Below are 23929 nucleotides of genomic sequence, written 5' to 3'. Positions count from 1 at the left end.
CCCGGTTCCTGCAGATCAAGAACCGCCTCGACCTCATCAGCACCCAGGACGTGACCCGCGAGCAGGTCGGGGCGCGCCAGTTCGTGAAGGGGATCGACAACCCGGTGCTGGTCTCGTGCATCGCGGTGGTGGCGATCATCCTGATCGGCAGCATCTACCTGCCCGACTTCGCGTCGGTGAAATACCTGGTGCAGCAGCTGCGCATCGCCTCGTTCCTGGGCATCGTCGCGACCGGCGCCATGGTGGTGATCCTGCTCGGCCAGATCGACCTGTCCATTCCATGGGCGATGACGGCAGCGGCGATGGTGTCCACGGCGGTCGTCGGGCTGGGTGAGGCCTGGGCGCCGTTCGCCATTCCCGCCGGCCTCATGGTCGGCGTCGTGGTCGGCCTGTTCAACGGCATCGGTGTCGGCTACGTGCGTCTGCCGTCGATGATCCTCACGCTCGCGACCAATGCGGTCCTGCTGGGCCTGGCGGTCGTCTACACCGGCGGCTTCGCGCCCCAGACGAAAGCCTCGGGTCTGATGCGCTGGCTGGGCCGCGACAGCTCGGTGCTGGGCGTCCCCAACGTGCTGTGGGTCTGGCTGTTGCTGGGCGTCGGCGTGGCCGTGGTGCTGCGCCGCTCGGCGGTGGGCCGCGCGATCTTCGCCACCGGCAACCGCGAGGTCGCGAGCTACCTGTCCGGCATCCGCACCAGCCGGGTGATCTGCCTGGCCTTCGTCTTCAGCGGCGTCTGCAGCGCGCTCGGCGGCATCCTGCTGGCCGGCCGTCTCGACCAATCCTACCAGGGCATGGGCAACGACTACCTGCTGCCCGCCATCGCCGCCGTCGTGCTGGGCGGCACGCACATCCTGGGCGGCCGCGGCACCTATCTGGGCACGGCGGTCGGTGTGCTGGTCATCAGCCTCATCTCCAGCGTGCTCGCCGTCATGCAGATTCCGGAAGCGAGCCGCCAGATCATCTACGGCGCCGTCATCATCGCCATGCTGCTGCTGCACGGCCGCGGCGCCGCGCCGGGACGCTAGATCGACACGATCCCGCGACGATTTCATCACGGGCAAAGAGTGCAAGGAGGATGGCCATGGTGGCCGCGAAGAGAGCGGATATGAAGCTGGGCCTGTTCATGATGCCGCTGCACGACCCGCAGCGGAACTACACCAAGGTGCTGCAGGAGGACCGCGAGGCGATCCTGCTCGCCGAGAAGCTCGGCTTCAGCGAAGCCTGGGTCGGCGAGCACTACAGCGCCGCCACCGAGCCGATTCCCGATCCCCTGCAGTTCATGGCCACCCTGATCTCGGTCACCAGGACGATCAAGTTCGGCACCAGCGTGATCAACCTGCCGCAGCATCACCCGGCGCAGGTCGCCGGCAACTGCGCCATGTTCGACCATCTGAGCGAGGGCCGCTTCATCATGGGGGTCGGGCCGGGCGGCCTGGGCTCCGACTTCGAGCTGTTCAAGGTCACCGACAAGAACCGCTCCGAGATGATGGTCGAGGCGATCGAGATCATCCACCGCATCTGGAGCTCCGATCCGCCCTACCGCATACCGGGCAAGTACTGGGACATCACCATCGACAGCTCTTATCAGCCGCGCCTGGGCATCGGGCCGATGCTGAAGCCCTATCAGAAGCCGTTCCCGCCGCTGGCCGTGTCGGCCATGAGCCCGGGGTCGCTGACGGCCCGCCTGGCCGGCGAGCGCGGCTGGGGTCTGGTGTCGGCGAACTTCATGCCGGTCGGCCATGCCAAGAGCCACTGGGATCAGTACTGCGCCGGCGCCAAGGCGTCCAACCGCCGTGCCGACCGCGCCAACTGGCGGCTCGCGCGCAGCATCCTCGTCACCGAGACCGACAAGGAAGCCGCCGACTACCTCGCCAACGAGAAGAGCAGCGTCGGCTGGTACTACGCCTATCTGCGCGACAACCTGGGCACCTACAAGCTGCTGAAGATATTCAAGCCGGACGAGAGCATCCCCGACGATGCCGTCACCATCCCGCAATGCATCGACTGGATGGTGATCCACGGCAGTCCGAAGCGGGTTCTGGACCAGCTTGTCGCCCTGGTCGACGAGGTCGGCTTCTTCGGCACGCTGCTGCTCACGCACAAGGACTGGGACAAGCCCGATCTTCACAAGCGGTCGATGACCCTGCTGGCCGAGCAGGTGATGCCGCGGCTGCGCCAGCATCTGGGCGCGTTGCAGGCGGCCGAGTAGGCCGCCATCAGGCTCGGAAGGGAAACGACATGGCAAGCAAGAAGGCTCTGGTGATCGGCGGCCTCGGCGTGATCGGGCGCCGCCTGGTGCAGCATCTCTCCGGGCTGCCGGATTGGGAGACCGTCGCCGTCTCGCGGCGGTCGCCCGACTTCGAAAGCCGGGCGCGGTTCATCTCGGCCGATCTGCTGGATCGCGCCGACACGGCGGCGAAGCTGGGCGATCTCGGCGACATCACCCACATCTTCTATGCCGGGCTGGATGGCGGCATCCATGCGGAGAACGTCGAGCGCAACCTGGCGCTGCTGGTCAATCCGGTCGAGGTCGTCGAGCCGCAGGCGCCGAGCCTGCAGCGGATCGTGCTGATGCAGGGCGGCAAGGCCTATGGGCGGCATCTCGGCGCGTTCAAGACGCCGGCCAAGGAGACCGACCCGCGCTACATGACGCCGAACTTCTATTACGACCAGGAGGACTTCCTGCGCGACCGCGTGAAAGGCAAGGCCTGGACATGGTCGGCGCTGCGGCCGGAGGCCGTGGGCGGCTTCGCGGTCGGCAATCCGTTGAATCTGCTGCTCGTGCTGGGGGTCTACGCCGCGGTGCTGCGCGAGCTTGGCCAGCCGCTGCGCTTTCCCGGCAAGCCGGGAGCGTATCATGCCCTCACGCAGATGACCGACGCCGAGCTGCTGGCCGAGGCCACCGTGTGGGCGGCGACCGAGCCGAGCTGTGGCAACGAGGCGTTCAACATCACCAACGGCGACACGTTCCGATGGTCGAGCCTGTGGCCGCGTCTGGCCGATTTCTTCGGCATGGACACGGGCCACCCGCTGACGCTGACCCTGGCCACGGCCATGCGCGACAAGGCGCCGGTCTGGGACCGGGCGGTGCAGCGCCATGGCTTGCGGCCCTACAGCTACGACTCCATGGCGAACTGGGCGTTCGGCGATTTCATCCTCCACACCGACTGGGATGTCATCCTGTCCGACGGCAAGCGCTTCCGTCACGGCTTCACCAGGACGTTCGACAGCGAGGACCGCATCATCGAGACGCTGGGTCGCTTCCGCGCTGAGCGGATCATCCCATGACGGCGCCGTGCTGCCGAGCCGTGCTTGCGTGCGCCGCCCGCCGATGGCTTCCCTGCCATCCCTGGCGTGGCGGCAGACGATGTCGCGCCGTCGTCGTGCGCCGCACGCGATAGCCCGCTGGCCGCGCCTACATGGATGCCAAGCAGCTCCGCTATTTCGTGCGCATCGTGGAGACCGGCAGCATCTCGCGCGCGGCCGCCGACCTGCGTGTCGCGCAGTCGGCGCTGAGCCTGCATATCGCCAACCTGGAGCATGAGCTGGGTGTCCTGCTCCTGGTCCGCAAGAAGCGCGGCGTGACGCCGACCGAATGCGGCGAGCTGCTGTTCAACCGGGCCCGGTCGATCCTCGGCCAGTTCGAAAGCGCGGTGCAGGAGATCCGCAGCTTTGCCGCCAACCCGGCCGGCAACGTCACCCTGGGCCTGCCGGCCAGCATCGCGGCGTTCTTCGCGGCCCCGCTGCTGATGCAGCTCAAGAACCGGTATCCCAGCATCACGTTGCGGATCGTCGATGGCGTGCCGAGCCGCCTGCTGGCCGAGGTGCAGGAGTCGCGAATCGATCTCGCGCTGGTGGCCGAGGCGGGCACGAACTCGGCCCTGGGCGTCGAGCGGCTGCTGTCGGAGAAGCTCTACCTGGTCGGCGCCGGCCGTCGGCGTTTCGGCAATGCCCCGGCGGTGAAGACGGCCCGCCTGGCATCGCTGCCGCTCATCCTGCCCGGCCGCGACCACGGCATCCGCCTGCTGATCGAGGAGGTCGCCGCCAAGCTCGGGATCGAGCTGACGGTCAATTTCCAGGTCGATGCCGTGACCGCGATCAAGGATCTCGTGCGGCTGGAGTTCGGCGTCACCGTCCTGCCGGGCGCCGCCGTGCGCGACGAGATCAGGCGCGGCGAGTTCTGGGCCGTCGAGCTGGTCAACCCGACGCCCTTGCGCAACATCGTCCTGGTGCGCCCCGTCAAGCCGCCGCCGACACGCGCTTCGGATGCGGCGCGCAGCGTCATCCGCGATCTCATCGTCAAGCTCGTCAATGACGGCGACTGGCCGGCGACGCTGCTGTTCACGCCGACCAGCGAGCCCTACCTCTTCGTCGAGAGCGTCGACTGGCTCTGAGCTCCTCTCACACCGCGCGGCCCATGAGCTCGGCATAGAGGGCAAGCGTGCGCCGACACATCGTGTCGACTGAAAACAACGTGCGGACATGGCGCTGGGCGCGATGCGACAGGCTGGCGCGTTCGTCCGCCGTCAGCCGCAGCGCGTGATCGAGCGCCTGGGCGAGCGCCGCCGGGGCGCCGGCCGGAGCGGCCCAGCCGGTCTCGCCGGGCACGATGCCTTCGACGGCGCCGCTGTCGGCATCGCAGACCACCGGGCGGCTCATGGCCTGGGCCTCGATCGATGCGCGGCTGAACCCCTGGCCCTGGCCGCCCACGACGACCACGTCGGACAGCATGTAGGCCGCCGGCATGTCGTCGCAGAAGGCTGTGATCCCGACGATGCCGCCGAGGTCGCGGGCCTCGATGTAGCGTTTCAAATCGCCCTCGAAGGCGGTCGGCGTCGCTAGCGCGCCCAGCAGCAGGCAATAGATATCGCGCCGGCCGAGATGCTTGATGGCATCGATCAGGCGGGTCTGGCCACGGTCGCCATCCAGCCGGGCGGGAAACAGGATGATCCGGCGGTCATCCGGCAGCCGCCACTGCGCGGCGAGCTTGATCAGGCGTTCGGCACGCACCGTCGCGGGGTTGAAGTGGTCGAGGTTGATGCCGCTGGGAATGGTGACGACACGGCCGGTGCCGGCATGGCGGTTGGCCGTGGCGCTTTGCGCCACGAAGTCCGAGACGGCGATCACGGCATCGGCCTGCGCCTGCGCCGCCTCCATGCGGCGGGCGGACCACCGTTCGCCGCGGTCCGGCCAATGCGCGCTCGCCACGAACACGAGATTGGACGACCGCGCCAGCTGCCGGGCCGTCCATGCCGCGGCACGCGAGCGCGAATGCACGATGTCGACGCCATGGTCCGCGATCGACCGGCGCAGCCGGCGGACATTCCCCAGCGCCTGAAGCAGGCTGTCACGGTCGGGCGGCAATGCGATATGCGCCACCTTCAGGCGGCGCAGCTCGCCCAGCATGGGGCCGGGCGGCGACGCGATCACCGCGCGAGCACCTGAAGCGACCAGGGCGGCCGCGGTATCCACGGCGGCGCGGGCGATGCCGCCGCCGGCCAATGCCGGGACGATCTGCAGGACGGTGGGGAGGCGGCTCGCGTCGGCGATGGGCAAGGTGCTAGCGTCGGTCATCGTCATGATGGCGCCAACGCGCCGAAGCTACAAGGAACCGTTCTTGATGTCAGTCGACCCTGCAAGCCCGCGCACCTTATCACGGCCCGACGGTGCGACAATTGCATACCATCAGGTGCAGGGCTGCAATCCGACGGTTGTGTTCTTCGGCGGCTTTCGCTCCGACATGACCGGCACCAAGGCGATGGCGCTCGATGCCTGGGCGCGGCGTGCCGGGCAAGGCTTCGTGCGTTTCGACTATTTCGCGCATGGCCGGTCGTCGGGGGATTTCCGCGACGGCACCATCGGCCGATGGCTCGACGACGCGCTGACGGTGATCGACACGCTGACGGCCGGGCCGCTGGTGCTGATCGGCTCGAGCATGGGTGGCTGGCTGTCGCTGCTGGCCGCCCGCGAGCGTCCGGCGCGCGTGACCGGATGGATCGGCATCGCTGCGGCGCCCGACTTCACCGAGGATCTGATGCTGGCCAACCTGTCGCCCGAGGCGCGGGCGAAGCTGCAGCGCGACGGCGAGCTGCGGCGTCCCAGCCGCTATTCCGACGAGCCTGATGTCCTGACATGGCAGTTGATCGAGGAAGGCCGCCAGCATCTCGTCCTGCGCACGCCGCTGCGCATCGCCGGGCCGGTGCATCTCTTCCATGGCCTCAAGGATCCCGACGTGCCATGGGTGCTGTCGCAGCGTCTGCTGAGCCATATCGAGGCCCCGGATGTCGCCGCCACCTTCACCAAGGACGGCGACCACCGGCTCTCGACGCCGGCCGACATCGCCCGCCTGCTCGCGGTGGTGGCGGCGATGTGCGGGCGCTGACGCCTCGCTATCGCGATCGGTCCTGCTCGTCGGCGAGGATGGCACGCAGTCCTTCGCGATAGCTGGGGAAGGCCAGCGCGACCCCCAGCTCGCGCTTGATCAGCGTGTTCCGCACGCGCCGGCTCTCGGCATAGAACGAGCGGGCCATCGGCGACAGGCTCGCCTCGATGGCAGCGTAGTCGACCAGGGGCGGCGGCGGCACGCCCAGCAGCGTGCAGGCGAAGGCCACGACATCGGCTTGCGGCGAAGGCTCGTCGTCGGCGACGTTGTAGATCGCCCCCGGGCGTGGCTGCTGCATCGATGCCAGCACGGTGGCGGCGATGTCCGCGATATGGATGCGCGAGAACACCTGCCCGGCGCGCGCGATGCGCCGTGCCGTTCCGGCGCGGACCTGGTCCAGGGCGCTGCGCCCGGGGCCGTAGATGCCGGGCAGTCGGAAGATGTGGGTGGCGACCGCCAGGCGGGCACCCAGATCCAGCCATTGTCGTTCGGCGGTGAGGCGCCGGCGCGCCCGGTCGCTGGTCGGCGCCGCAGGCGTGGATTCGTCGATCCAGGCGCCGCCGTGATCGCCGTAGACGCCGGTTGTGCTCAGGTAGCCGATCCAGCGCAGTCCGGGCGCATGCCGCGCCAGGTCCTCGGCATGTGCCGTCAGCGCCGGATCGCCGGCCGCATCGGGAGGGATGGAGCACAGCAGGTGCGTGATGCCGGCGAAGGCAAGCGCGGGGTCGCGAAGCGGCGCGTCTGATCCGAAGCGCAGCGCCTCGTGGCCGTCGGCGCGAAGGGTCTGCAGCTTGTCGGCCGACCGCACCGTCCCGATGGCCGTGCAGCCGCGAGGGCGCGCCTTGTGCGCAAGCTGCTGCGCCGTGTCGCCGAAGCCGAATATGAAGAGGCGGATCGCGTCCATGCTGCTGCCTGTCGTTCGCTGCTTGCGCTGTCGCCGGCGCTGGCGCAAGTGTAGCCGTATGACACGTATCTTGCTGGTCGCGGCGGTGCTGTGTGGTGCCGTCGCGACGCCTTGGGCCGCCGGCCTGGCGCAATCGCCATCCACCGACCCGGCGCGGCGCTATGCCGACTGCATGGCGACCGCACGCGCCGATCCCAAGCGCGGCATCGAGATCGCACGGGCGTGGGAGAGCGCGGGCGGCGGGGCAGGGGCCCGGCATTGCCGCGCCATCGCGCTCTTCGAGCTGGGCGACCACGTCGAGGCCGGCAAGCAGCTGGAGACGCTGGCCCGCGAGATGACCGGCCAGAGCAATGCGCTGCGGGCCGAGATTTTCGCCCAGGCCGGCCAGGCCTACCAGGCGGCGCGCCTGGGCGAGCAGGCGCTGGCGGCGCAGAATGCGGCAATCCTGCTCAACTCGCAGAACCCCGAGATCTGGATCGACCGCAGCATCACCTATGCCGCTGTCGGCGCCTATCGCGAAGCGGTATCCGACCTCACGCATGCTTTGGCCCTGTCGCCAGGCCGCGGCGATGCTCTGGTTCTGCGCGCCGCGGCCTGGCGCCAGCTCGGCAATTTCAAGGCCGCGGTCACTGACGCGGACGCTGCGCTGCGCGCCAATTCCAATGCCTCCGACGCCTTGCTGGAGCGGGGCATGGCCCGGCGGGCGCTGCGGGACAGAAACGGCAGCGACGCCGACCTGCGCAAGGTGTTGAGCCTTGTATCCGACAGCAGCCAGCAGGCGGCCCAGGCTCGCGCTGGCCTTGCAGCGCCGCTGGGGCCGCCGCCCTCGGCGTCAGCGCCGCCGCCGGCACCACGCAAGCCTGCGGAAAAGCCGAAGTGACCTGGCCGGCCTCGCCGAGGCGGGGGATGGCGCGCTACACCGGCGCGGTCAGGTCGTAGCGGCCGGACACGCGATAGCGATCGAGGTACATGGGCAGGATCGCCTCGGCCGAATGCGGCGTGATGCCGAGCTCGGACAGGCCCGGCCGGCCCGGCGTGGTGACATTGTCACGGATCATCAGGTCGATCTGGTCGCGCGTGATCGGCGGCACCGGCAGGAACTCGGCGAAGAATGCGCCGATCTTGGCCGGCCAGACGGGCAGCGAAATCAAGCGGCGCTGGCGCTGGGTGATCCTCAGCGTCAGCTCGACCAGCTCGCGGTAGGTGTAGACCCGTGGTCCGCCGAGCTCGTACGCGCCGAAAGCGGTCGTCCGGTCGACGACGGCGTGCGCCACCGCGTCGGCGACATCGCCGACAAAGACGGGTTGGAACTTCGCCAGGCCGTCACCGAAGACCGGCATGAACGGCGCCATCTGGGCGGCGGACGCCAGGCGGTTGAAGAACCTGTCCTCGGGGCCGAACACGACGCTGGGGCGCAGGATGGTGACGCCCGGGAAAGCCCGGTTCATCTCGTGCTCGGCCTGCGCCTTGGACTCGACGAACGCGTTGCCCGTGCGCGGCTGCTGCGCGCCGATTCCCGAGATGTGGATCAGGCGCTGCGCGCCGGCCTTGGCCGACGCTTCGGCGATGTGGCGGGCGCCGTCGGCATGCACGGCCTTGTAGCGTTGCCGGCCGCGCTCGTAGGGGATGCCGACGGCATTGACCACGGCGTCGCTGCCGGCCACGGCCGCGGCCACCGAGGCCGGAAACCGGAGGTTGGCCTGCACCGCCATGACCTGGCCGACATCGCCGGCGATCCGGGTGAAGTCGGCCAGCTCCGGGCGGCGCACTGCGACGCGGATACGCATGCCGCGCGCCGCCAGCGCCCGCACGACGTAGCGCCCGATGAAGCCTGTGCCGCCGAAAACCGTGACCTGCCTGATATCCATGCGCCCGTGCACCCTGCCCTGATCGTGGCCCCAGGGCGTATAGTACAGCCTGACCAGTCGGGGAAAGAGGAACTCCCATGACTGCAGTTGTTGACATCGCGATGCGTGGGCTTTAGGTGTCCCGCCGTTCGCTCGCCGGACGGATAGTGCCCTGGTGGCGGAATTGGTAGACGCGCTAGATTCAGGTTCTAGTGCCTTAACGGGCGTGGAAGTTCGAGTCTTCTCCAGGGCACCATTCGGCGCGCCGTCCTTCGGGACGGCGCTCTGCGTTTGGGGAGTCTGCTTGCCGGAGCACCATGGCCATCCACCTTCATAAGGGCGACCTGCCGGAGGGCCTCGACCTTGGTCCGGTCGTGGCCATCGATACCGAGACGATGGGGCTCAATCCGCATCGCGACCGGTTGTGCCTGGCGCAGCTTTCGTCGGGCGACGGCAACGCCCATCTGGTGCAGTTCGCGCGGGGCCAGTACGACGCGCCGCGCCTGAAGGCGCTGCTTGCCGATCCGGCCTGCCTCAAGCTGTTCCACTACGCCCGTTTCGACGTCGCTGTGATGCGCCACTACCTGGGCGTCATGGCCACGCCGATCTACTGCACCAAGATCGCGGCCCGCCTGGTGCGCACCTACACTGACCGGTTCGGCCTCAAGGACCTGGTCAAGGAGCTGGTGGGGGTCGAGCTTTCCAAGCAGCAGCAATCGTCGGATTGGGGCGCCGAAACCCTGACCGACGAGCAGCTTGCCTACGCCGCATCGGACGTCCTGCACCTGCACAAGCTGAAGGCCAGGCTCGACATCCTGCTCGATCGCGAGGAGCGCCGGGAGCTGGCGGAGGCGGCGTTCCGCTTCATCCCCCACCGGGCGGCGCTTGACTTGGAAGGCTGGCCCGACGTCGATATTTTTGCGCATTGACCGCGCATTGTCGCGGCCGGCAACCTAAATTCAAATTATTTTTGACAGGCAGCGGCGTTTTGGCGCGCTTTTTGCTTTGCGGGAGCATGTCGGGCGCGCGTAATATTCTCATCCATGAAGAGTGCGTCGCGTACGACCCAGACCAGTCAACCTCCCCCCGGCGCCAGCCACGCGGCGGATGCTGCGAGCGCGCGCCGTGTCCTGGCGACCGAGGTCGCAGGGCTGCAGGCGCTGCAGGCTTCGTTGGGCGACGAGTTCGGCCGGGCGCTCGATGTCCTGGAGCAGGGTGACCGCATCATCGTGTCCGGAATGGGCAAGAGCGGCCATGTCGGGCGCAAGATTGCCGCGACCTTGGCGTCGACCGGCGCGCCGGCCTATTTCGTCCACCCGGCCGAAGCCTCGCACGGCGATCTTGGCATGATCGCGACGGGCGACGTGGTGCTCGCGCTGTCGAACTCCGGCGAGACCGCCGAGCTGGCGGGGCTGCTCTGGTACGTGAAGCGCTTCGGCATCCGGCTGGTGGCGATCACCGGCGGCGGCGGCAGCAACCTGGCGCAGGCGGCGGATGTGGCCCTGGTTCTTCCCGGCGTGCCGGAGGCCTGTCCCATGGGGCTGGCGCCGACCACGTCGACGACCATGACGCTTGCCTTGGGCGATGCCATCGCGATCGCCTTGCTGGAGCGCAAGGGCTTCACGCCGTCGCGGTTCGGCGACTTCCATCCCGGCGGCCGCCTGGGCCAGCGGCTGATCAAGGTCGGCGATCTGATGCATGTCGGGACCGAGCTGCCGGTGGTGGCGCCCGACACGTCCATGGCGGAGGCGCTGATCGAGATGAGCGCCAAGAGCTTCGGTTGCGTTGCCGTTGTCGATCCACAGCGGCGGCTCCTGGGCATCGTCACCGACGGCGACTTGCGCCGCCACATGAATGCCGGACTCCTGAGCCAGACAGCCAGCGAGATCATGACGACCCGGCCCAAGACCATCGCGGCCGAGGCGTTGGCGGCGGAGGCGGTGCGGATCATGAACGAGACGGGCAAGGGGATCACGAGCCTGTTCGTCGTCGCCGACGACCGGCTCGTCGGCCTCGTGCATGTGCACGACTGCCTGCGGGCGGGAGTGGCGTGAGCCATGGCATCCGCATCCGACATGCCGCTGCCGCAGGGCAAGGAAGGCAAGCGCGGCTCGCGCCTGGATGAGTTCATCGGGCTGAAGCGCGAGAGCAGCGAGCCGTGGATCGCGCGCTATGCCGACCACATCCGGATCCTGCTGCCGCTGGTGGCGCTGGCCGTCGTCCTGGCCGGCGTCATCGTGCCGATGTTCAGCGAGACCACCGGCATCCTTGTGCGCGACATGCCGCTCGAGACCAACCGCGGCATATATATGCGCATGGACCGGCCGCATTTCGCGGGCAATGACAACAACCATCGGCCCTATACGGTGACGGCGGACTACGCGATCCAGAAGTCGCGGGACGAGAAGGTCTATGACCTGTTCCAGCCCAAGGCCGACATCCTCGACAAGAAAAGCCGCTGGATCGCCCTCACGGCCGACACCGGCAAGTACGACCAGCAGCTGCGCATGCTCGACCTTTCCGGCAACGTGACCGTGTTCCAGGACAAGGGCTACACCGTGACCACCGACCGGGCCCGGGTGGATCTCGAGGCCAGCGCGGCCTTCGGCGACAGTCCGGTGCGTGGGCATGGTCCGGATGGACAGGTCGAGGCCGAGGGCTTCCATGCCAGCGAGCGCGGCGATCGCATCGTCTTCACCGGGCGCTCGCGCATCGTGCTGAGGGGGCATGACGACACGTCCGAGCCGGAAGCGCCACCCGCCGACACACCGTCATCAGGAGGCTGAGATGCGCCGCCTCGGTCCCTGGCTGTGCGTGGCGCTCCTGGCGGCGTCGCTGCCGGCGCTGGCCCAGAAATCGCCCAAGCCTGCCGCCGACGACAAGGGCGGCGACAAGAGCCAGACGGAGATCTCCGCCGATCAGGGCATCGAGTGGGACAAGAACTCCCATGTCTACATCGCGCGCGGCAATGCCAAGGTCACCCGCGGCGACCGCATGATCGAGGCCGACCGCATCATGGCCTATCACCGCGGCGAAGGGACGTCCAAGAGCGACATCTACCGTGTCGACGCCGAGGGCTCGGTGCGGATCACCAGTGGCGACAACGTGATGACCGGCGACCGCGGCATCTACGACAACGACAACAAGGTCGCCCGCCTGACCGGCCGCAACCTGTCGCTGGTCAGCCCCGACAGCAAGCTGACGGCGCGCGACAGCTTCGAGTACTGGGACGACAGGCACATGGCCGTGGCGCGCGGCAACGTCGTCGTGATCCGCGGCAGCGATGAAATGCGCGCCGACCAGGTCGTGGCGTATTTCGAGCCCAAGGACGGCAGCCAGCCCGATCCCCAGGGCGGCAGCCGCGGCAAGCAGCGCGTTGCGCGGATCGAGGCCTACGGCAAGGTCTACATCGCGTCATGCCAGGGCTATGCCCATGCCGACAAGGCGCTCTACGATCCCAACACCGGAACGGCCGTGCTGACCGGCAACGTGCGCATGACCCGCGGCCGTGAGCAGGTGAACGGCGAGACCGTCGAGATGAACACGCGCACCGGCTACACGCGGGTGGTCTCCGCCGGCAGCAACAGCGGCAGCGGTGGCCGGGTCGTGGCCTTGATCGAGCCCAACAAGGACGCTGCCACGCCTGACACCAAGCCGACCGATCGTCCCGGTGCGCCGGAATGTGACGACAAGAACAGCGGCGCGCCGGCCGGGGCGCAGCCCAAGAACGGCGGCGCGCCAACCGCCGCACAGCCCAAGCGGCAGCGTTGAAACGCTTCTGAGTAGGTGGAAGAAGCCCGATGTCGAGCCGTAGCGGACGTTGGAAACCCGGATCATCGACAGCATCAGCCCAGCGCTCGGGGCCGCGGCTGGTGTCGACGGATAGCGGCCTGCAGGCGCACGGGCTGTGCAAGACCTACAACAACCGGCCGGTCGTGCGCGACGTGTCGATCACGCTGCAGCGGGGCGAGGCCGTCGGCTTGCTGGGCCCCAACGGCGCCGGCAAGACCACCACGTTCTACATGGTCTGCGGACTGGTGCAGGCGGACGATGGCCGCGTCACGCTGGATGGCCGCGACATCACGCGGCTGCCGATGTTCCGCCGCGCCCGGCTTGGCATCGGCTATCTGCCGCAAGAAGCCTCGGTCTTCCGCTCCATGAGCGTCGCGGATAATATCCGTGCCGTCCTCGAGCTCGTCGAGCCCGACCGCCGTATACGCGAAAATACCGTCGACGCGCTGCTCGAAGAATTCAACGTCGAGCACCTGCGCAACGCGCCGGCGATGGCGTTGTCCGGCGGCGAGCGGCGGCGTGTCGAGATCGCCCGCGCGCTGGCGTCACGGCCGCACTTCATCCTGCTCGATGAGCCGCTGGCGGGCGTGGATCCGATCGCCGTCGAGGAAATCCGCGAGATGGTGACGCAGCTTCGTGACCGTGGGATCGGCGTGTTGATCACGGATCACAAGGTGCGCGAGACCTTGGACATCATCGACCGCGGCTACATCATGCATGCCGGACAGGTCCTGATCGAGGGCCGCCCGTCCGAGATCGTTGCCAACGAAGAGGTGCAGCGGGTCTATCTCGGCCGGCGGTTCACCCTCTGATGGCGGCGGGGCCGCGCATGATGGGGCTGGCGCCGCGCCTGCAGCTGGGGCAGCGGCAGACGCTGGTGATGACGCCGCAGCTGCAGCAGGCGATCAAGCTGCTTCAGCTGTCGCAGATCGAGCTGGCGAACTATGTCGAGCGCGAGCTGGAGACCAATCCGCTGCTCGCCGAGTCGCCACGCGAGGACGACGCGCCGGCCGTGCCGGAGCCCGCCGTCGAGCCGTCCCCGGCCCACAGCACCGATACCGCCGATACCCTGGCCGAAGGCGCTGCCGCCCTGGGCGAGGCCGACGAGCGTTGGTCGGGCGAATATGCCGACCGCGGCGGCGATGGCATGGCCTCGCGCGCGGCCGGACGCGCCGATGGCGAAGGATTGCCGGACGCGATGGCGCGGATCGCCGAAGGCGAGATGTCGCTGCAGCGTCACGTGCTGGCGCAGATCTCCGCCGAGATCCTCGATCCCATCGATCGCATGATCGCTGTGCGCCTCGTCGAGGCGCTCGAGCCGAGCGGGTACCTGGCCGCCGACGCCGATGGCATCGCCGCGGCGCTCGGTGTCGATCCGGCACGCCTGGAGGCAGTGCGTGCGCGGCTTCGGCAGCTCGATCCGCCCGGCATGTTCAGCCGGACGCTGATCGAGTGCCTGTCGGCGCAGCTCGCCGATCGCGATCGCCTCGATCCGGCCATGCAGGCGCTGCTCGACAATCTCGACCTGCTGGCACGGCGCGACCTGTCGGGGCTGCTGCGGCGATGCGGTGTCGATGCCGAGGATCTGGCGGCCATGATCGGCGAGATCCGTGCGCTTGATCCCAAGCCCGGCTTGCGCTTCAATCATGAGCCGGTTCGGGCCGTGATCCCCGACGTGCATCTGCGCCGCGTGCGTCACGCCGAGCAGGGTGAGGTCTGGGAGGTCGAGCTGAACACCGACGCGTTGCCGCGCGTGCTGGCGGATCGGCGCTACCACACGACCCTGAGTCGTGACGCACGCACGAAGGAGGCACGCGAGTTCATCGCCGAGCGTTGGCAGACGGCGAACTGGCTGGTCAAGGCCCTTGATCAGCGCGCCAACACCATCCTGAAGGTGGCGCGCGAGATTGCGCTGCAGCAGGAAGGATTCTTTCGCCACGGCGTGTCGGCCCTGCGGCCCTTGGTGCTGCGCGACGTCGCCATCGCCACCGGCCTGCACGAGAGCACGGTCAGCCGCGTCACATCCAACAAGTTCATCGCCACGCCCCGTGGCCTGTTCGAGCTGAAGTACTTCTTCACCAGCTCGGTGTCGGCGGCCTCGGGGGCTGAGGCCGTCTCGGCGGAGGCGGTGCGCTCGCGCATGCGGCGGCTGATCGACGGCGAGCCGCCGCATGCAACCTTGTCCGACGACCGGCTGGTCGAGCTGCTGCGCGGCGAAGGAATCGAGATTGCGCGGCGCACGGTCGCGAAGTATCGGGAGGCGATGCGGATCCCGTCATCGGTTCAGCGGCGGCGTGAGAAGTCGCTCTCGGGCGCCGGGATGGCCATTCAGGCTGCGGCTTTGTGAGCGATTGCTGTGCATAGCCCGGATTGAGGTGCGGGTTTCGGTAATTTTTCCAATAAAATCATGTGGTTGGGGTTTGCTTGACTCGCTGGGGACCGGTCCATATGGTGGCCTCATCCAGCGCCCTGGCCGGCTTTTTGTCAGTGGACGCAAAAATGGCGATGAACCTTACGGTCAGCGGCAAGCAAATCGATATCGGCGATGCGTTGCGTAGTCATGTGCAGAACGCGCTCGCATCGGCCGTGGCCAAGTATTTCGACGGGGCCCTCGAAGGGACGGTGACGTTCTCGCGGCATGCGCACGAGTTTCGTTCCGATATCATTGTGCATGTGGGTCGCAATATCATGGTTCAAAGCCATGGTGCTGCCACCGACCCGTATATCGCCTTCGATGCGGCATGCGACCATGCCGCCAAGCGATTGCGGCGGCACAAGCGGCGGCTGCGCGATCACAGCGCGCGGACCGTGCGTGACGCGGAGGAAACGCTTGCCCGGCAGTCGGTCATCGATGCCGAGCATGAAACGGCCGACGAAGCCGCCGGGCATGATCCTGTGGTCATCGCCGAGATGCAGACCAGCTTGCGGACCCTGACCGTCGGCGAAGCTGTGATGCAGCTCGATCTGGGGCAACTGCCGGCCTTGATGTTCCGCAATAGGGCCAATGGCTTGCTCAACATGGTCTACCGCCGGCCGGACGGAAACATCGGCTGGGTCGATCCACAGAATACGCCGGCCTCCTGACTGTCGCGCTGCACCGCCAAGCAACTCAAATAAGGCATGCCACGATGGAACTAGCGGACATCCTCGGGCCGGACGCTGTGATCGCCGACATGCGTGCGAGCAGCAAGAAGCAGGCGCTGCTTGAGGTGGCGCAGCGTGCCGCGACCGTGACCGGCTTGCACGAGCGGACAATCTTCGATGTCCTGCTGGAGCGCGAGCGGCTGGGGTCGACCGGGCTTGGCGGCGGCATTGCCATACCGCATGGCAAGATGTCAGGCCTTGGGCGCCTCTATGGCGTGTTCGCGCGGCTGGCGGCGCCGATCGATTTCGAGGCGATCGACGCCCGGCCGGTGGACCTGATGTTCGTGCTGCTGGCGCCGGAAAGCGCCGGTGCGGATCACCTCAAGGCGTTGTCCCGTGTCTCCCGCGCGCTGCGCGATCGCGTGCTGGTCGAGAAGCTGCGCGCCACCGATCGTGCCGACGCGCTTTACGCCCTCCTGGTCGAGCCGCAGAAGTCGCGCGCCGCATAGGCCGGCGCTGCCCGGTTTTCCTGGCCGGCAGGTCTGGAAACCAAGGCACAATAGATAACTTATCCACATCGTGGCTCACGTCGTCGTGGACGGTTGTGAGTTGGCACATGCGTCCAGCGCTTCACATTCGGCGCAGGCGACGCGCGCTGCCGTCATGGCAGTCGCGTCGCTGCCGTCACGGCAATTCTGGAGGCATGATGATTCGCGTTTTCCACTCGCCATGGCGCCCGAGGATGGCGCTGTTGGCGCTCGCGCTCATGGGCACGGCAGGCGCGGTCGCTGCAAGCCCGGATGATTCGCCATTCCTTGCCGCGAACAACGCCGCCATGGCCAAGATGATGGCGGCAATGGACATCAAGCCGTCGGGCGATGTCGATGCCGATTTCGTCGCGATGATGGTGCCGCATCATCAAGGCGCCATCGACATGGCGCAGGCGGTGCTGCGCTACGGCCGCAACGAGCAGATCAGGCGCATCGCGCAGGAGATCATCGTGACGCAGCAGCAGGAGATCGCGGCGATGCGCCTGGCGATCGGCCAGACGCCGCTCCCCGCACCGTCATCCCCGCAGCCCACACACCGGGAGCACTGACGTGAAGCATCGTGTCATTCGAGCCGCATTGCTGGCCGCAACGGCCGTCGCCACTCTGCCAGGCGCATGGGCCGGACAGGTCCCTGGCGCGGCATCCGCCCCGGACGTTCCCATCAGCCATCGCGATCGCGTCTATGCTGCGGAGCAGTTCTCCAACACTGTCTCCGTCACCGACCCCGCCGACAACAAGCTGCTCGGCGTCATCCGGCTGGGGGATCCCGCACCGGGCAATCTCAGTCCGCTCTATCGTGGGCAGCTGCTGGTGCATGGCATGGGCTTCTCGCCCGACCATCGCACGCTTGCCGTCGTCTCGATCGGCTCGAACTCGGTGACCTTCATCGACACCGCGACCAACGCCGTCAAGCGGGTCACCTATGTTGGCCGCTCACCACACGAAGCGTTCTTCACGCCCGACGGCAAGGAGGTCTGGGTGACGGTGCGCGGTGAGAACTACATCGCGGTCCTCGACGGCACGACCTACGAGGAGAAGAGCCGCATCGTCGTGCCCGGTGGCCCGGGCATGCAGATCTTCTCGCCCGACGGCAAGTACGGCTATGTCTGCTCGTCGTTCAATCCCGAGACCGTCGTGATCTCCGTCGCCGATCACCAGATCGTCGGACGGATCCCGCAACCCAGTTCGTTCTGCCCCGACATTGCAGCGACGCCGGACGGGACCCAGGTGTGGTTCACCCTCAAGGATGTCGGCAAGGTCGTGGCGTTCGACGCGCGGCCGCCTTTCGCCGTGCTCAAGACGATCGACATCGGCCCGATCACGAACCACGTCAACTTCGCCCGCAACGCCAACGGCACCTTTGCCTATGTCACGGTCGGCGGCCTCAACGAGGTGCAGGTGTTCCGCACCAGCGACTTCTCCAAGGTGTCGACGATCGCGGTCGGCAAGCTGCCGCACGGGCTCTGGCCGTCCGGCGACGGCACGCGGATTTATGTCGGGCTGGAGAACGATGACCGGCTCGCCGCTATCGACACGTTGAGCAACGCGGTGGTTGCGACCATTCCGGTCGGTCAGGCGCCGCAGGCGGTGGTCTATGTGCCGGGCGCGGTTCCCGAGGGGGATGGCCTCAAGGGGATCGAGCCGCTCGGGATCGCCGGCCAGGCCGCGCATCTGGCGCTCGTGCCGTCGGCACGCGGCAGCGGAGCCGACGCATCGAAGGCACCGACCAGCGTCTCCCTGTTCGATCAGGGGTTGCTGCAGGTGCTGCAGGCGTCGGTCACCGGCCTCGAGCCCAAGCGTCCCTATGTGCTGGCCCTGGCAAGCAAGCCCGACGGCAGTGGTCCGCTCGAGCCCCTGGCGGCGTTCACCACCAATCCTGCGGGATCGGCGATCGTCAATGCGCTGGGACCGATCCGGCAGGTTGTCCATGACATGGGGGCGACGCCGCGACGGTACCTGGTGATCGCCCCGGGCACAGCCGCCCAGCCCGGCACGCCGGTCCAGATCCAATCCAGGTGATCAGGGGTACGGCAAACAGCATGACGGCGCGTCGGAGGCCCGACGCGCCGTCATTGTCAATGAAGGAAGGGATGGGCTCAGTGCACCAGGGCCGGCTCCAGCTCGTTCTGCCGCACCAGCGCCTGGGCGACTTCGATGTTGGGGGCGCCGGCCAGAGGTCGGCCGTCGGCGGCGAATACGCCGATGGCGTGCTTACCATCGGGCAGCGTCACGGGCCGGATATACGCCACCTGCTCCAGTCCGAGGGATGCGAACTCGGCGGCGGACAGCGTCTTGAGGGGTGAGGATGTTGCTGCGAGCATGGGGTCCTCCTGTGACGAACCCGTGGGCATTCAGCCCGTGACGTCGATGGTCTTGCCGCGCGCCGTCTTCGCGGACGGGGCCGTGTCGATCCGGATGGTCTTCACCTTCGGCTCGACCGAGGGCCGCGCCAGGTCGATGGCGAGCAGGCCGTTCTCCAGCTTGGCGCCGGTCACCTCGATGCCGTCGGCCAGCATGAAGGTGCGATGGAACTGCCGCCCGGCGATCCCGCGATGCAGGTAGACCCGCTCGGGATCCTCCTGCTGCTTGCCGCGCACTGAAAGCTGATTTTCCACGACCTCGATCGTCAGGTCGCCTTCGCTGAACCCGGCCACCGCCAAGGTGATACGCAACCCGGCTTCACCGATCTTCTCGATATTATAGGGCGGATAGCCATCGCTGCCGCTCTTTGCCAGCCGGTCCAGCGACCGCTCAAGCTGCTCGAATCCCAGCAGAAACGGCGAACTGAACATCGATACTCTGTTCACGGCACCCTCCTCTGGCGAGCGAGCGGTCTGGCGAGGACCCCGTAGGCATCTCCGCGTGAAGGGCATGTGGGCCTTGCTGAGTGTGCGTTCAAGGCCTGTTCGCGCGACCATGCGCTCGCTTGCCTTGACCGGCGGTGGTCTGTATAACCCGGCCTCCTTTCGGGTGGCCTGGCGTAAAGGGCATGCCATGGCGGCTCGGAAACATCCCGACGACGTTTCGTCGATAGCGCTCTTGGTGGGCGCTAAGTCTTTGAAAAGAGGATGAAATGCCCAAAATGAAGACCAAGAGCGGAGCCAAGAAACGGTTCCGGCTCACCGCCTCGGGCAAGGTCAAGATCCCCGTGGCGGGCAAGCGTCACGGCATGCGCAAGCGCACCAATCGCTTCCTGCGCCAGGCCACCGGCACCGTGATCGCTGCCGAGGGCGATGCGCGCAAGATCAAGCAATACTTCCTGCCCAACGCGTGACGGAGCGCTGAACCATGGCCCGCGTCAAACGGGGTGTCACCAGCCACGCCCGCCACAAAAAGGTCCTCAAGCTCGCCAAGGGCTACCGGGGCCGCGCCCACAACACCTATCGCACGGCGCTGGAGAAGGTCGAGAAGGGTCTCCAATACGCCTATCGCGACCGGCGCGCCAAGAAGCGCAATTTCCGGGCGCTGTGGATCCAGCGTATCAACGCAGCCGTGCGCGAGCACGGCATGACCTACTCGGCGTTCGTCAACGGCATCGCCAAGGCCGGCATCGAGATCGACCGCAAGGTGATGGCCGATCTCGCGGCGCGCGAGCCGGCGGCGTTTAGGGCCCTGGTCGAACAAGCCCAGGCCGCCCTGAAGTAATCCGGCCGTCCGGCGCGAGCCGGCGGACGAAAGCAGTGAAAAGGGAAGTCGCGGGCGACCGGGCTTCCCTTTGCGCGTTTTGGGATAAATCATGGGGACGACGATGGACGAGCTGTCGACGATCCGGTCCGAGACGCTGGCGGCGGTGGCCGCGGCGCTGGACGCTCGCGCGCTCGACGCCGCGCGCGTGGCGGCGCTGGGCCGCAACGGCCGCGTCACGGGCCTGATGAAGACCCTGGGAACCCTGCCGCCCGACGCGCGCAAGGCGTTCGGCCAGACAGTGAACGCGCTGAAGGACGAGATCGCCGCCGCGCTCGATGCCCGCAAGGTGCAGATCGACAGCACGGCGCTCGCGGCGCGCCTGGAGGCCGAACGTCTCGACATCAGCCTGCCGGTGCGGCCGGAGCGCGCGGGGACGTTGCACCCGATCGGCCAGACCATCGACGAGATCTGCGCCATCTTCGGCGAGATGGGGTTCGTGTGGGCCGAAGGCCCCGACATCGAGGACGACTGGCACAACTTCGAGGCCCTGAACTTCCCGCCCGATCATCCGGCGCGGCAGATGCAGGACACGTTCTTCCTGCCGCCGCGTGCTGACGGCATGCCGATGGTGCTGCGCACCCACACCTCGCCCGTGCAGGTGCGCACCATGCTGGACAAGACCGTGCAGAAGCGGCTCGCCGATGGCGGCGCGCTGCGCGTGATCGTGCCCGGCCGTACCTTCCGCACCGACAGCGACCAGACCCACACGCCGATGTTCGCCCAGGTCGAAGGCCTGGTGATCGACCGCGCCACGCATATGGGCCACCTCAAGGGCTGCCTGACGGATTTCTGCCGCGCCTTCTTCGAGGTTGACGACGTGCCGGTGCGCTTCCGTCCGTCCTACTTCCCCTTCACCGAGCCGTCGGCCGAGGTCGATATCGGCTGCTCGTGGAAAGGCGGCGAGCTGCGGATCGGCGCCGGCGACAGCTGGCTCGAGATCCTGGGCAGCGGCATGGTGCATCCCAATGTGCTGCGCCATTGCGGCCTGGACCCCGAGGTCTACCAGGGTTTCGCCTTCGGCATGGGCATCGAACGCGTGGCGATGCTGAAGTACGGCATTCCCGACCTGCGCACCTTCTTCGAGTCCGACCTGCGCTGGCTGCGCCATTACGGCTTCTCCGCGCTCGACGTCCCGAGCCTGACCGGAGGGCTCAGCCGATGAACATGTCGGATCGTGGGCGTCCACGCCCGCATTCGCTCGCAGCGGAGCGGAGAGCGAACCCTTGTCGGCGCTGCGCGCCGATGCGCGCGGTCCAAAGAGGAATGACAGGGGCCAGCCGATGAAATTCACCTTCTCCTGGCTCAAGGAGCATCTCGACACCCAGGCATCGGTGTCCGAGATCGCCAACAAGCTCACCGCGCTGGGGCTCGAGGTCGAGCAGCTCGACGATCGCGCCGCCAGGCTCGCCGGGTTCATCACGGCCCATGTCGTGGAGGCCGTGCAGCATCCCAATGCCGACAAGCTGCGGGTCTGCACAGTCGACACCGGCAGCGGCGTCGTGCAGGTCGTTTGCGGCGCCCCCAACGCCCGCACCGGCATGAAGGGCGTGTTCGCGCCTTCGGGCACGCATATTCCCGGCACGGGGCTCGACCTGAAGCCGAGCAAGATCCGCGGCGTCGACAGCAACGGCATGCTGTGCTCGGAGCGCGAGCTTCTGCTGTCGGAGGATCACACCGGCATCATCGACCTGCCGGCCGACACGCCCATCGGCCTGCCGGCGGCGCAGGTGCTGGGTGTCGACGACCCGGTGATCGAGATCAAGGTGACGCCCAACCGCGCCGATGCGCTGGGCGTGATCGGCATCGCCCGTGACCTGGAAGCCGCCGGCATGGGCCGGCGCAAGGCACCGGATGTCGCCAAGGTTCCCGGTGCCTACAGGAGCCCGATGCGCTGGACGCACGGTTATGACGTGAAGCCGGGCGTGGCGTGCCCGGTCGTGGTCGGCCGCCATTTCCGCAACGTGAAGAACGGTCCCAGCCCGGCATGGCTGCAGCAGCGGCTGCGCGCCATCGGCCTGCGTCCGATCTCGGCGCTGGTCGATATCACCAACCTGGTGACGTTCGACCTCAACCGGCCATTGCATGTCTTCGATGCCGACAAGGTGGCCGGCGATCTGGTGATGCGCCAGGCCCGAGCCGGCGAGACGATCCTGGCGCTCGATGGCCGCACCTACACGCTCGACGAGACCATGGCCGTGATCGCCGGCAGCACGGCGGTGCACGGCATCGGCGGCATCATGGGCGGCGAGGATACGGGTGTGTCGGCGACGACCACGAACGTCTTCCTGGAGGTTGCCTACTTCGACCCGATCTCGGTCTCGGCCACCGGCCGCAAGCTCGGCATCCAGTCCGACGCGCGCTATCGTTTCGAGCGCGGCATCGATCCCGAATCGGTGTGGTGGGGCGCCGAGGTCGCGGCCCGGCTGATCCTCGAGCTGTGCGGCGGTGAGACCAGCGAGGTGGTTTCCAGCGGCGCCGTGCCGGCCTGGCAGCGCAGCTACCCGCTGCGTCCCGATCGCGCCCGCACCCTGGGCGGTGTCGACGTGCCTGAAGCGGCACAGCTCGACATCCTGCGCAAGCTCGGGTTCGGACCTTCCGGCGACGGGCCGTGGTCCGTGGCCGTGCCGTCCTGGCGCCCCGACGTCGTCGGCGAGGCCGACCTCGTCGAGGAGGTCGTGCGCGTGCACGGCTATGACAATGTCGCGGCGGTCTCCATGCCGCACCTGACCGCGACATCGCGGCCGGTGCGCACCCCCGAGCAGCGCCGCGTGCCCACCGCGCGCCGGGCGCTGGCGGTGCGCGGCCTTTGTGAGGCGGTGACGTCGTCATTCACCCACTCGGTGCTGGCCGACCTGTTTGGCGGCGTCGGCGATGACCTGCGGGTCGTCAACCCGATCGCGTCGGAGCTCGACGTGATGCGGCCGTCGATCCTGCCCAACCTGCTGCAGGCCTGCGGCCGCAACGAGGCGCGCGGGCTGAAGGATCCGGCGCTGTTCGAGGTTGGGCCGCAATACAAGGATGCGACGCCGGCCGGCCAGCGGACGGTGGCGGCCGGGGTACGCTATGGCAAGGGCCAGCCGCGTGGCTGGACCGGGCCCGAACGTGCGGTCGACACCTATGACGCCAAGGCCGATGCGCTGGCCGTGCTGGCCGCCGTCGGGGCGCCGCTCGACAATCTCGCGGCGCAGCCCAAGGCGCCGGCCTGGTATCACCCCGGGCGCTCGGGCGCGCTGCTGCTGGGCAACCAGCCGCTGGCCTGGTTCGGGGAGGTGCACCCCGACGTCCTGACGAAGCTCGACCTGCGCGGTCCGGCGACTGCGTTCGAGGTCCTCCTCGACGCCGTGCCACCCGTCAAGGCGCGGCCCAGCAAGGCGCGTCCGCCGTTGAAGCTGTCGCCGTTCCAGCCGCTGGAGCGCGATTTCGCCTTCATCGTCGACGGTACGATCGCCGCCGACGCGCTGGTGCGCGCCGCGCGCGGCGCTGACCGGGCGATGATTACGGCAGCGCAGGTGTTCGACGTCTATGCCGGCAAAGGTGTTCCCGACGGCAAGAAGTCGGTGGCGCTGTCGGTCACGATCCAGCCCACCGACAAGACGCTCACCGACGAGGAGATCGAGGCCGTCTCGCAGAAGGTGGTGGCCCAGGTCGCCAGGCAGACCGGCGGTGCGCTGCGGGGGTAGGA

The 23929-nt window shown here is 67.9% G+C and carries 25 protein-coding genes and 1 tRNA gene; 21 read left to right on the top strand and 5 right to left on the bottom strand.

Features of this window, described 5'->3' with window-relative positions; translation table 11 throughout:
• Positions 1–35 precede the first annotated feature (35 nt).
• From FHP25_RS42635 to FHP25_RS18960, 4 genes are all read left to right on the top strand, one after another.
• On the top strand, positions 36–1025 hold the full coding sequence (locus FHP25_RS42635) for an ABC transporter permease (RefSeq protein ID WP_147848557.1): 990 nt from the start codon (positions 36–38) through the stop codon (positions 1023–1025).
• A 56-nt stretch (positions 1026–1081) separates the two neighbouring features.
• Positions 1082–2209 (top strand): LLM class flavin-dependent oxidoreductase, encoded by a 1128-nt coding sequence (locus FHP25_RS18970; RefSeq protein WP_218578445.1) that lies wholly within the window; start codon positions 1082–1084, stop codon positions 2207–2209.
• A gap of 29 nt (positions 2210–2238) precedes the next feature.
• Positions 2239–3288 carry an SDR family oxidoreductase gene (locus FHP25_RS18965; protein ID WP_147848518.1) on the top strand — a complete coding sequence of 350 codons (1050 nt, stop codon included), beginning with the start codon at positions 2239–2241 and terminating at the stop codon, positions 3286–3288.
• Positions 3289–3419: 131 nt separating this feature from the next.
• Complete coding sequence (locus tag FHP25_RS18960; RefSeq protein WP_147848517.1) at positions 3420–4394, top strand: LysR family transcriptional regulator; 975 nt, start codon at positions 3420–3422, stop codon at positions 4392–4394.
• Positions 4395–4401: 7 nt separating this feature from the next.
• Here the strand turns inward: FHP25_RS18960 and FHP25_RS18955 are convergent, their stop codons facing one another.
• Positions 4402–5580: a glycosyltransferase gene (locus FHP25_RS18955; RefSeq protein WP_147848516.1), complete on the bottom strand. Its 1179-nt coding sequence runs from the start codon at positions 5578–5580 to the stop codon at positions 4402–4404.
• 40 nt (positions 5581–5620) lie between these two features.
• Here FHP25_RS18955 and FHP25_RS18950 point away from each other — a divergent pair, with 40 nt between their 5' ends.
• Positions 5621–6382, top strand: a complete 762-nt coding sequence (locus tag FHP25_RS18950; RefSeq protein WP_147848515.1) for an alpha/beta hydrolase — start codon at positions 5621–5623, stop codon at positions 6380–6382.
• Between the two features lie 7 nt (positions 6383–6389).
• Here the strand turns inward: FHP25_RS18950 and FHP25_RS18945 are convergent, their stop codons facing one another.
• Positions 6390–7286, bottom strand: a complete 897-nt coding sequence (locus tag FHP25_RS18945) for an SDR family oxidoreductase (protein WP_147848514.1) — start codon at positions 7284–7286, stop codon at positions 6390–6392.
• 58 nt (positions 7287–7344) lie between these two features.
• Here FHP25_RS18945 and FHP25_RS18940 point away from each other — a divergent pair, with 58 nt between their 5' ends.
• A complete protein-coding gene (locus FHP25_RS18940) occupies positions 7345–8166 on the top strand; it encodes a tetratricopeptide repeat protein (protein ID WP_178133631.1) in 822 nt (273 codons plus the stop codon).
• A 34-nt stretch (positions 8167–8200) separates the two neighbouring features.
• Here FHP25_RS18940 and FHP25_RS18935 read toward each other — a convergent pair whose 3' ends face one another.
• Positions 8201–9154 carry a complex I NDUFA9 subunit family protein gene (locus FHP25_RS18935; protein ID WP_147848512.1) on the bottom strand — a complete coding sequence of 318 codons (954 nt, stop codon included), beginning with the start codon at positions 9152–9154 and terminating at the stop codon, positions 8201–8203.
• A 148-nt stretch (positions 9155–9302) separates the two neighbouring features.
• Between FHP25_RS18935 and FHP25_RS18930 the strand changes: the two genes are divergently transcribed.
• The 11 genes from FHP25_RS18930 (at position 9303) to FHP25_RS18880 (ending at position 18579) form a co-directional block, all read left to right on the top strand.
• Positions 9303–9389 (top strand) — tRNA-Leu (locus FHP25_RS18930).
• Positions 9390–9450: 61 nt separating this feature from the next.
• A complete protein-coding gene (locus FHP25_RS18925; RefSeq protein ID WP_147848511.1) occupies positions 9451–10062 on the top strand; it encodes a ribonuclease D in 612 nt (203 codons plus the stop codon).
• A gap of 114 nt (positions 10063–10176) precedes the next feature.
• Positions 10177–11187 carry a KpsF/GutQ family sugar-phosphate isomerase gene (locus tag FHP25_RS18920; protein WP_147848510.1) on the top strand — a complete coding sequence of 337 codons (1011 nt, stop codon included), beginning with the start codon at positions 10177–10179 and terminating at the stop codon, positions 11185–11187.
• Between the two features lie 3 nt (positions 11188–11190).
• Entirely contained in the window at positions 11191–11919 is a 729-nt protein-coding gene (gene lptC / locus FHP25_RS18915) for an LPS export ABC transporter periplasmic protein LptC (RefSeq protein WP_147848509.1), read from the top strand.
• A gap of 1 nt (position 11920) precedes the next feature.
• A complete protein-coding gene (locus tag FHP25_RS18910) occupies positions 11921–12904 on the top strand; it encodes an LptA/OstA family protein (RefSeq protein WP_178133630.1) in 984 nt (327 codons plus the stop codon).
• 29 nt (positions 12905–12933) lie between these two features.
• Entirely contained in the window at positions 12934–13737 is an 804-nt protein-coding gene (lptB, locus tag FHP25_RS18905; RefSeq protein ID WP_147848507.1) for an LPS export ABC transporter ATP-binding protein, read from the top strand.
• The gene (rpoN, locus tag FHP25_RS18900) at positions 13737–15272 is read left to right on the top strand and encodes an RNA polymerase factor sigma-54 (protein WP_231712389.1); all 1536 of its coding nucleotides are present in this window, start codon (positions 13737–13739) and stop codon (positions 15270–15272) included. The genes lptB and rpoN overlap by 1 nt, the downstream gene beginning before the upstream one ends.
• A 101-nt stretch (positions 15273–15373) precedes the next feature.
• Complete coding sequence (hpf, locus tag FHP25_RS18895) at positions 15374–16009, top strand: ribosome hibernation-promoting factor, HPF/YfiA family (RefSeq protein ID WP_231712388.1); 636 nt, start codon at positions 15374–15376, stop codon at positions 16007–16009.
• Positions 16010–16053: 44 nt separating this feature from the next.
• Positions 16054–16518: a PTS IIA-like nitrogen regulatory protein PtsN gene (ptsN, locus tag FHP25_RS18890; protein ID WP_147848506.1), complete on the top strand. Its 465-nt coding sequence runs from the start codon at positions 16054–16056 to the stop codon at positions 16516–16518.
• 257 nt (positions 16519–16775) lie between these two features.
• Entirely contained in the window at positions 16776–17108 is a 333-nt protein-coding gene (locus FHP25_RS18885; protein ID WP_231712392.1) for a DUF305 domain-containing protein, read from the top strand.
• A gap of 16 nt (positions 17109–17124) precedes the next feature.
• Positions 17125–18579, top strand: coding sequence for a YncE family protein (locus tag FHP25_RS18880; RefSeq protein WP_408068534.1), 1455 nt, complete (start codon positions 17125–17127; stop codon positions 18577–18579).
• A gap of 77 nt (positions 18580–18656) precedes the next feature.
• On the opposite strand, the gene FHP25_RS18875 is transcribed toward FHP25_RS18880, so the two are convergent.
• Entirely contained in the window at positions 18657–18881 is a 225-nt protein-coding gene (locus FHP25_RS18875; protein ID WP_147848503.1) for a DUF1150 family protein, read from the bottom strand.
• Positions 18882–18911: 30 nt separating this feature from the next.
• The gene (locus FHP25_RS18870; RefSeq protein ID WP_231712387.1) at positions 18912–19367 is read right to left on the bottom strand and encodes an Hsp20 family protein; all 456 of its coding nucleotides are present in this window, start codon (positions 19365–19367) and stop codon (positions 18912–18914) included.
• A 266-nt stretch (positions 19368–19633) separates the two neighbouring features.
• Between FHP25_RS18870 and rpmI the strand changes: the two genes are divergently transcribed.
• From rpmI to pheT, 4 genes are all read left to right on the top strand, one after another.
• Entirely contained in the window at positions 19634–19834 is a 201-nt protein-coding gene (gene rpmI / locus FHP25_RS18865) for a 50S ribosomal protein L35 (protein ID WP_147848502.1), read from the top strand.
• Positions 19835–19848: 14 nt separating this feature from the next.
• Complete coding sequence (gene rplT, locus FHP25_RS18860) at positions 19849–20205, top strand: 50S ribosomal protein L20 (RefSeq protein ID WP_147848501.1); 357 nt, start codon at positions 19849–19851, stop codon at positions 20203–20205.
• 103 nt (positions 20206–20308) lie between these two features.
• Complete coding sequence (pheS, locus tag FHP25_RS18855) at positions 20309–21409, top strand: phenylalanine--tRNA ligase subunit alpha (RefSeq protein WP_147848552.1); 1101 nt, start codon at positions 20309–20311, stop codon at positions 21407–21409.
• Positions 21410–21527: 118 nt separating this feature from the next.
• Complete coding sequence (gene pheT, locus FHP25_RS18850; RefSeq protein ID WP_147848500.1) at positions 21528–23927, top strand: phenylalanine--tRNA ligase subunit beta; 2400 nt, start codon at positions 21528–21530, stop codon at positions 23925–23927.
• The last annotated feature ends 2 nt before the right edge of the window (positions 23928–23929 follow it).

Source organism: Vineibacter terrae (assembly GCF_008039615.1).
GTDB classification, from domain to species: Bacteria; Pseudomonadota; Alphaproteobacteria; order Reyranellales; family Reyranellaceae; genus Vineibacter; species Vineibacter terrae.
The sequence above is the reverse complement of the archived record's forward strand: the minus strand, read 5'-3'. Positions and strand labels throughout refer to the sequence as shown.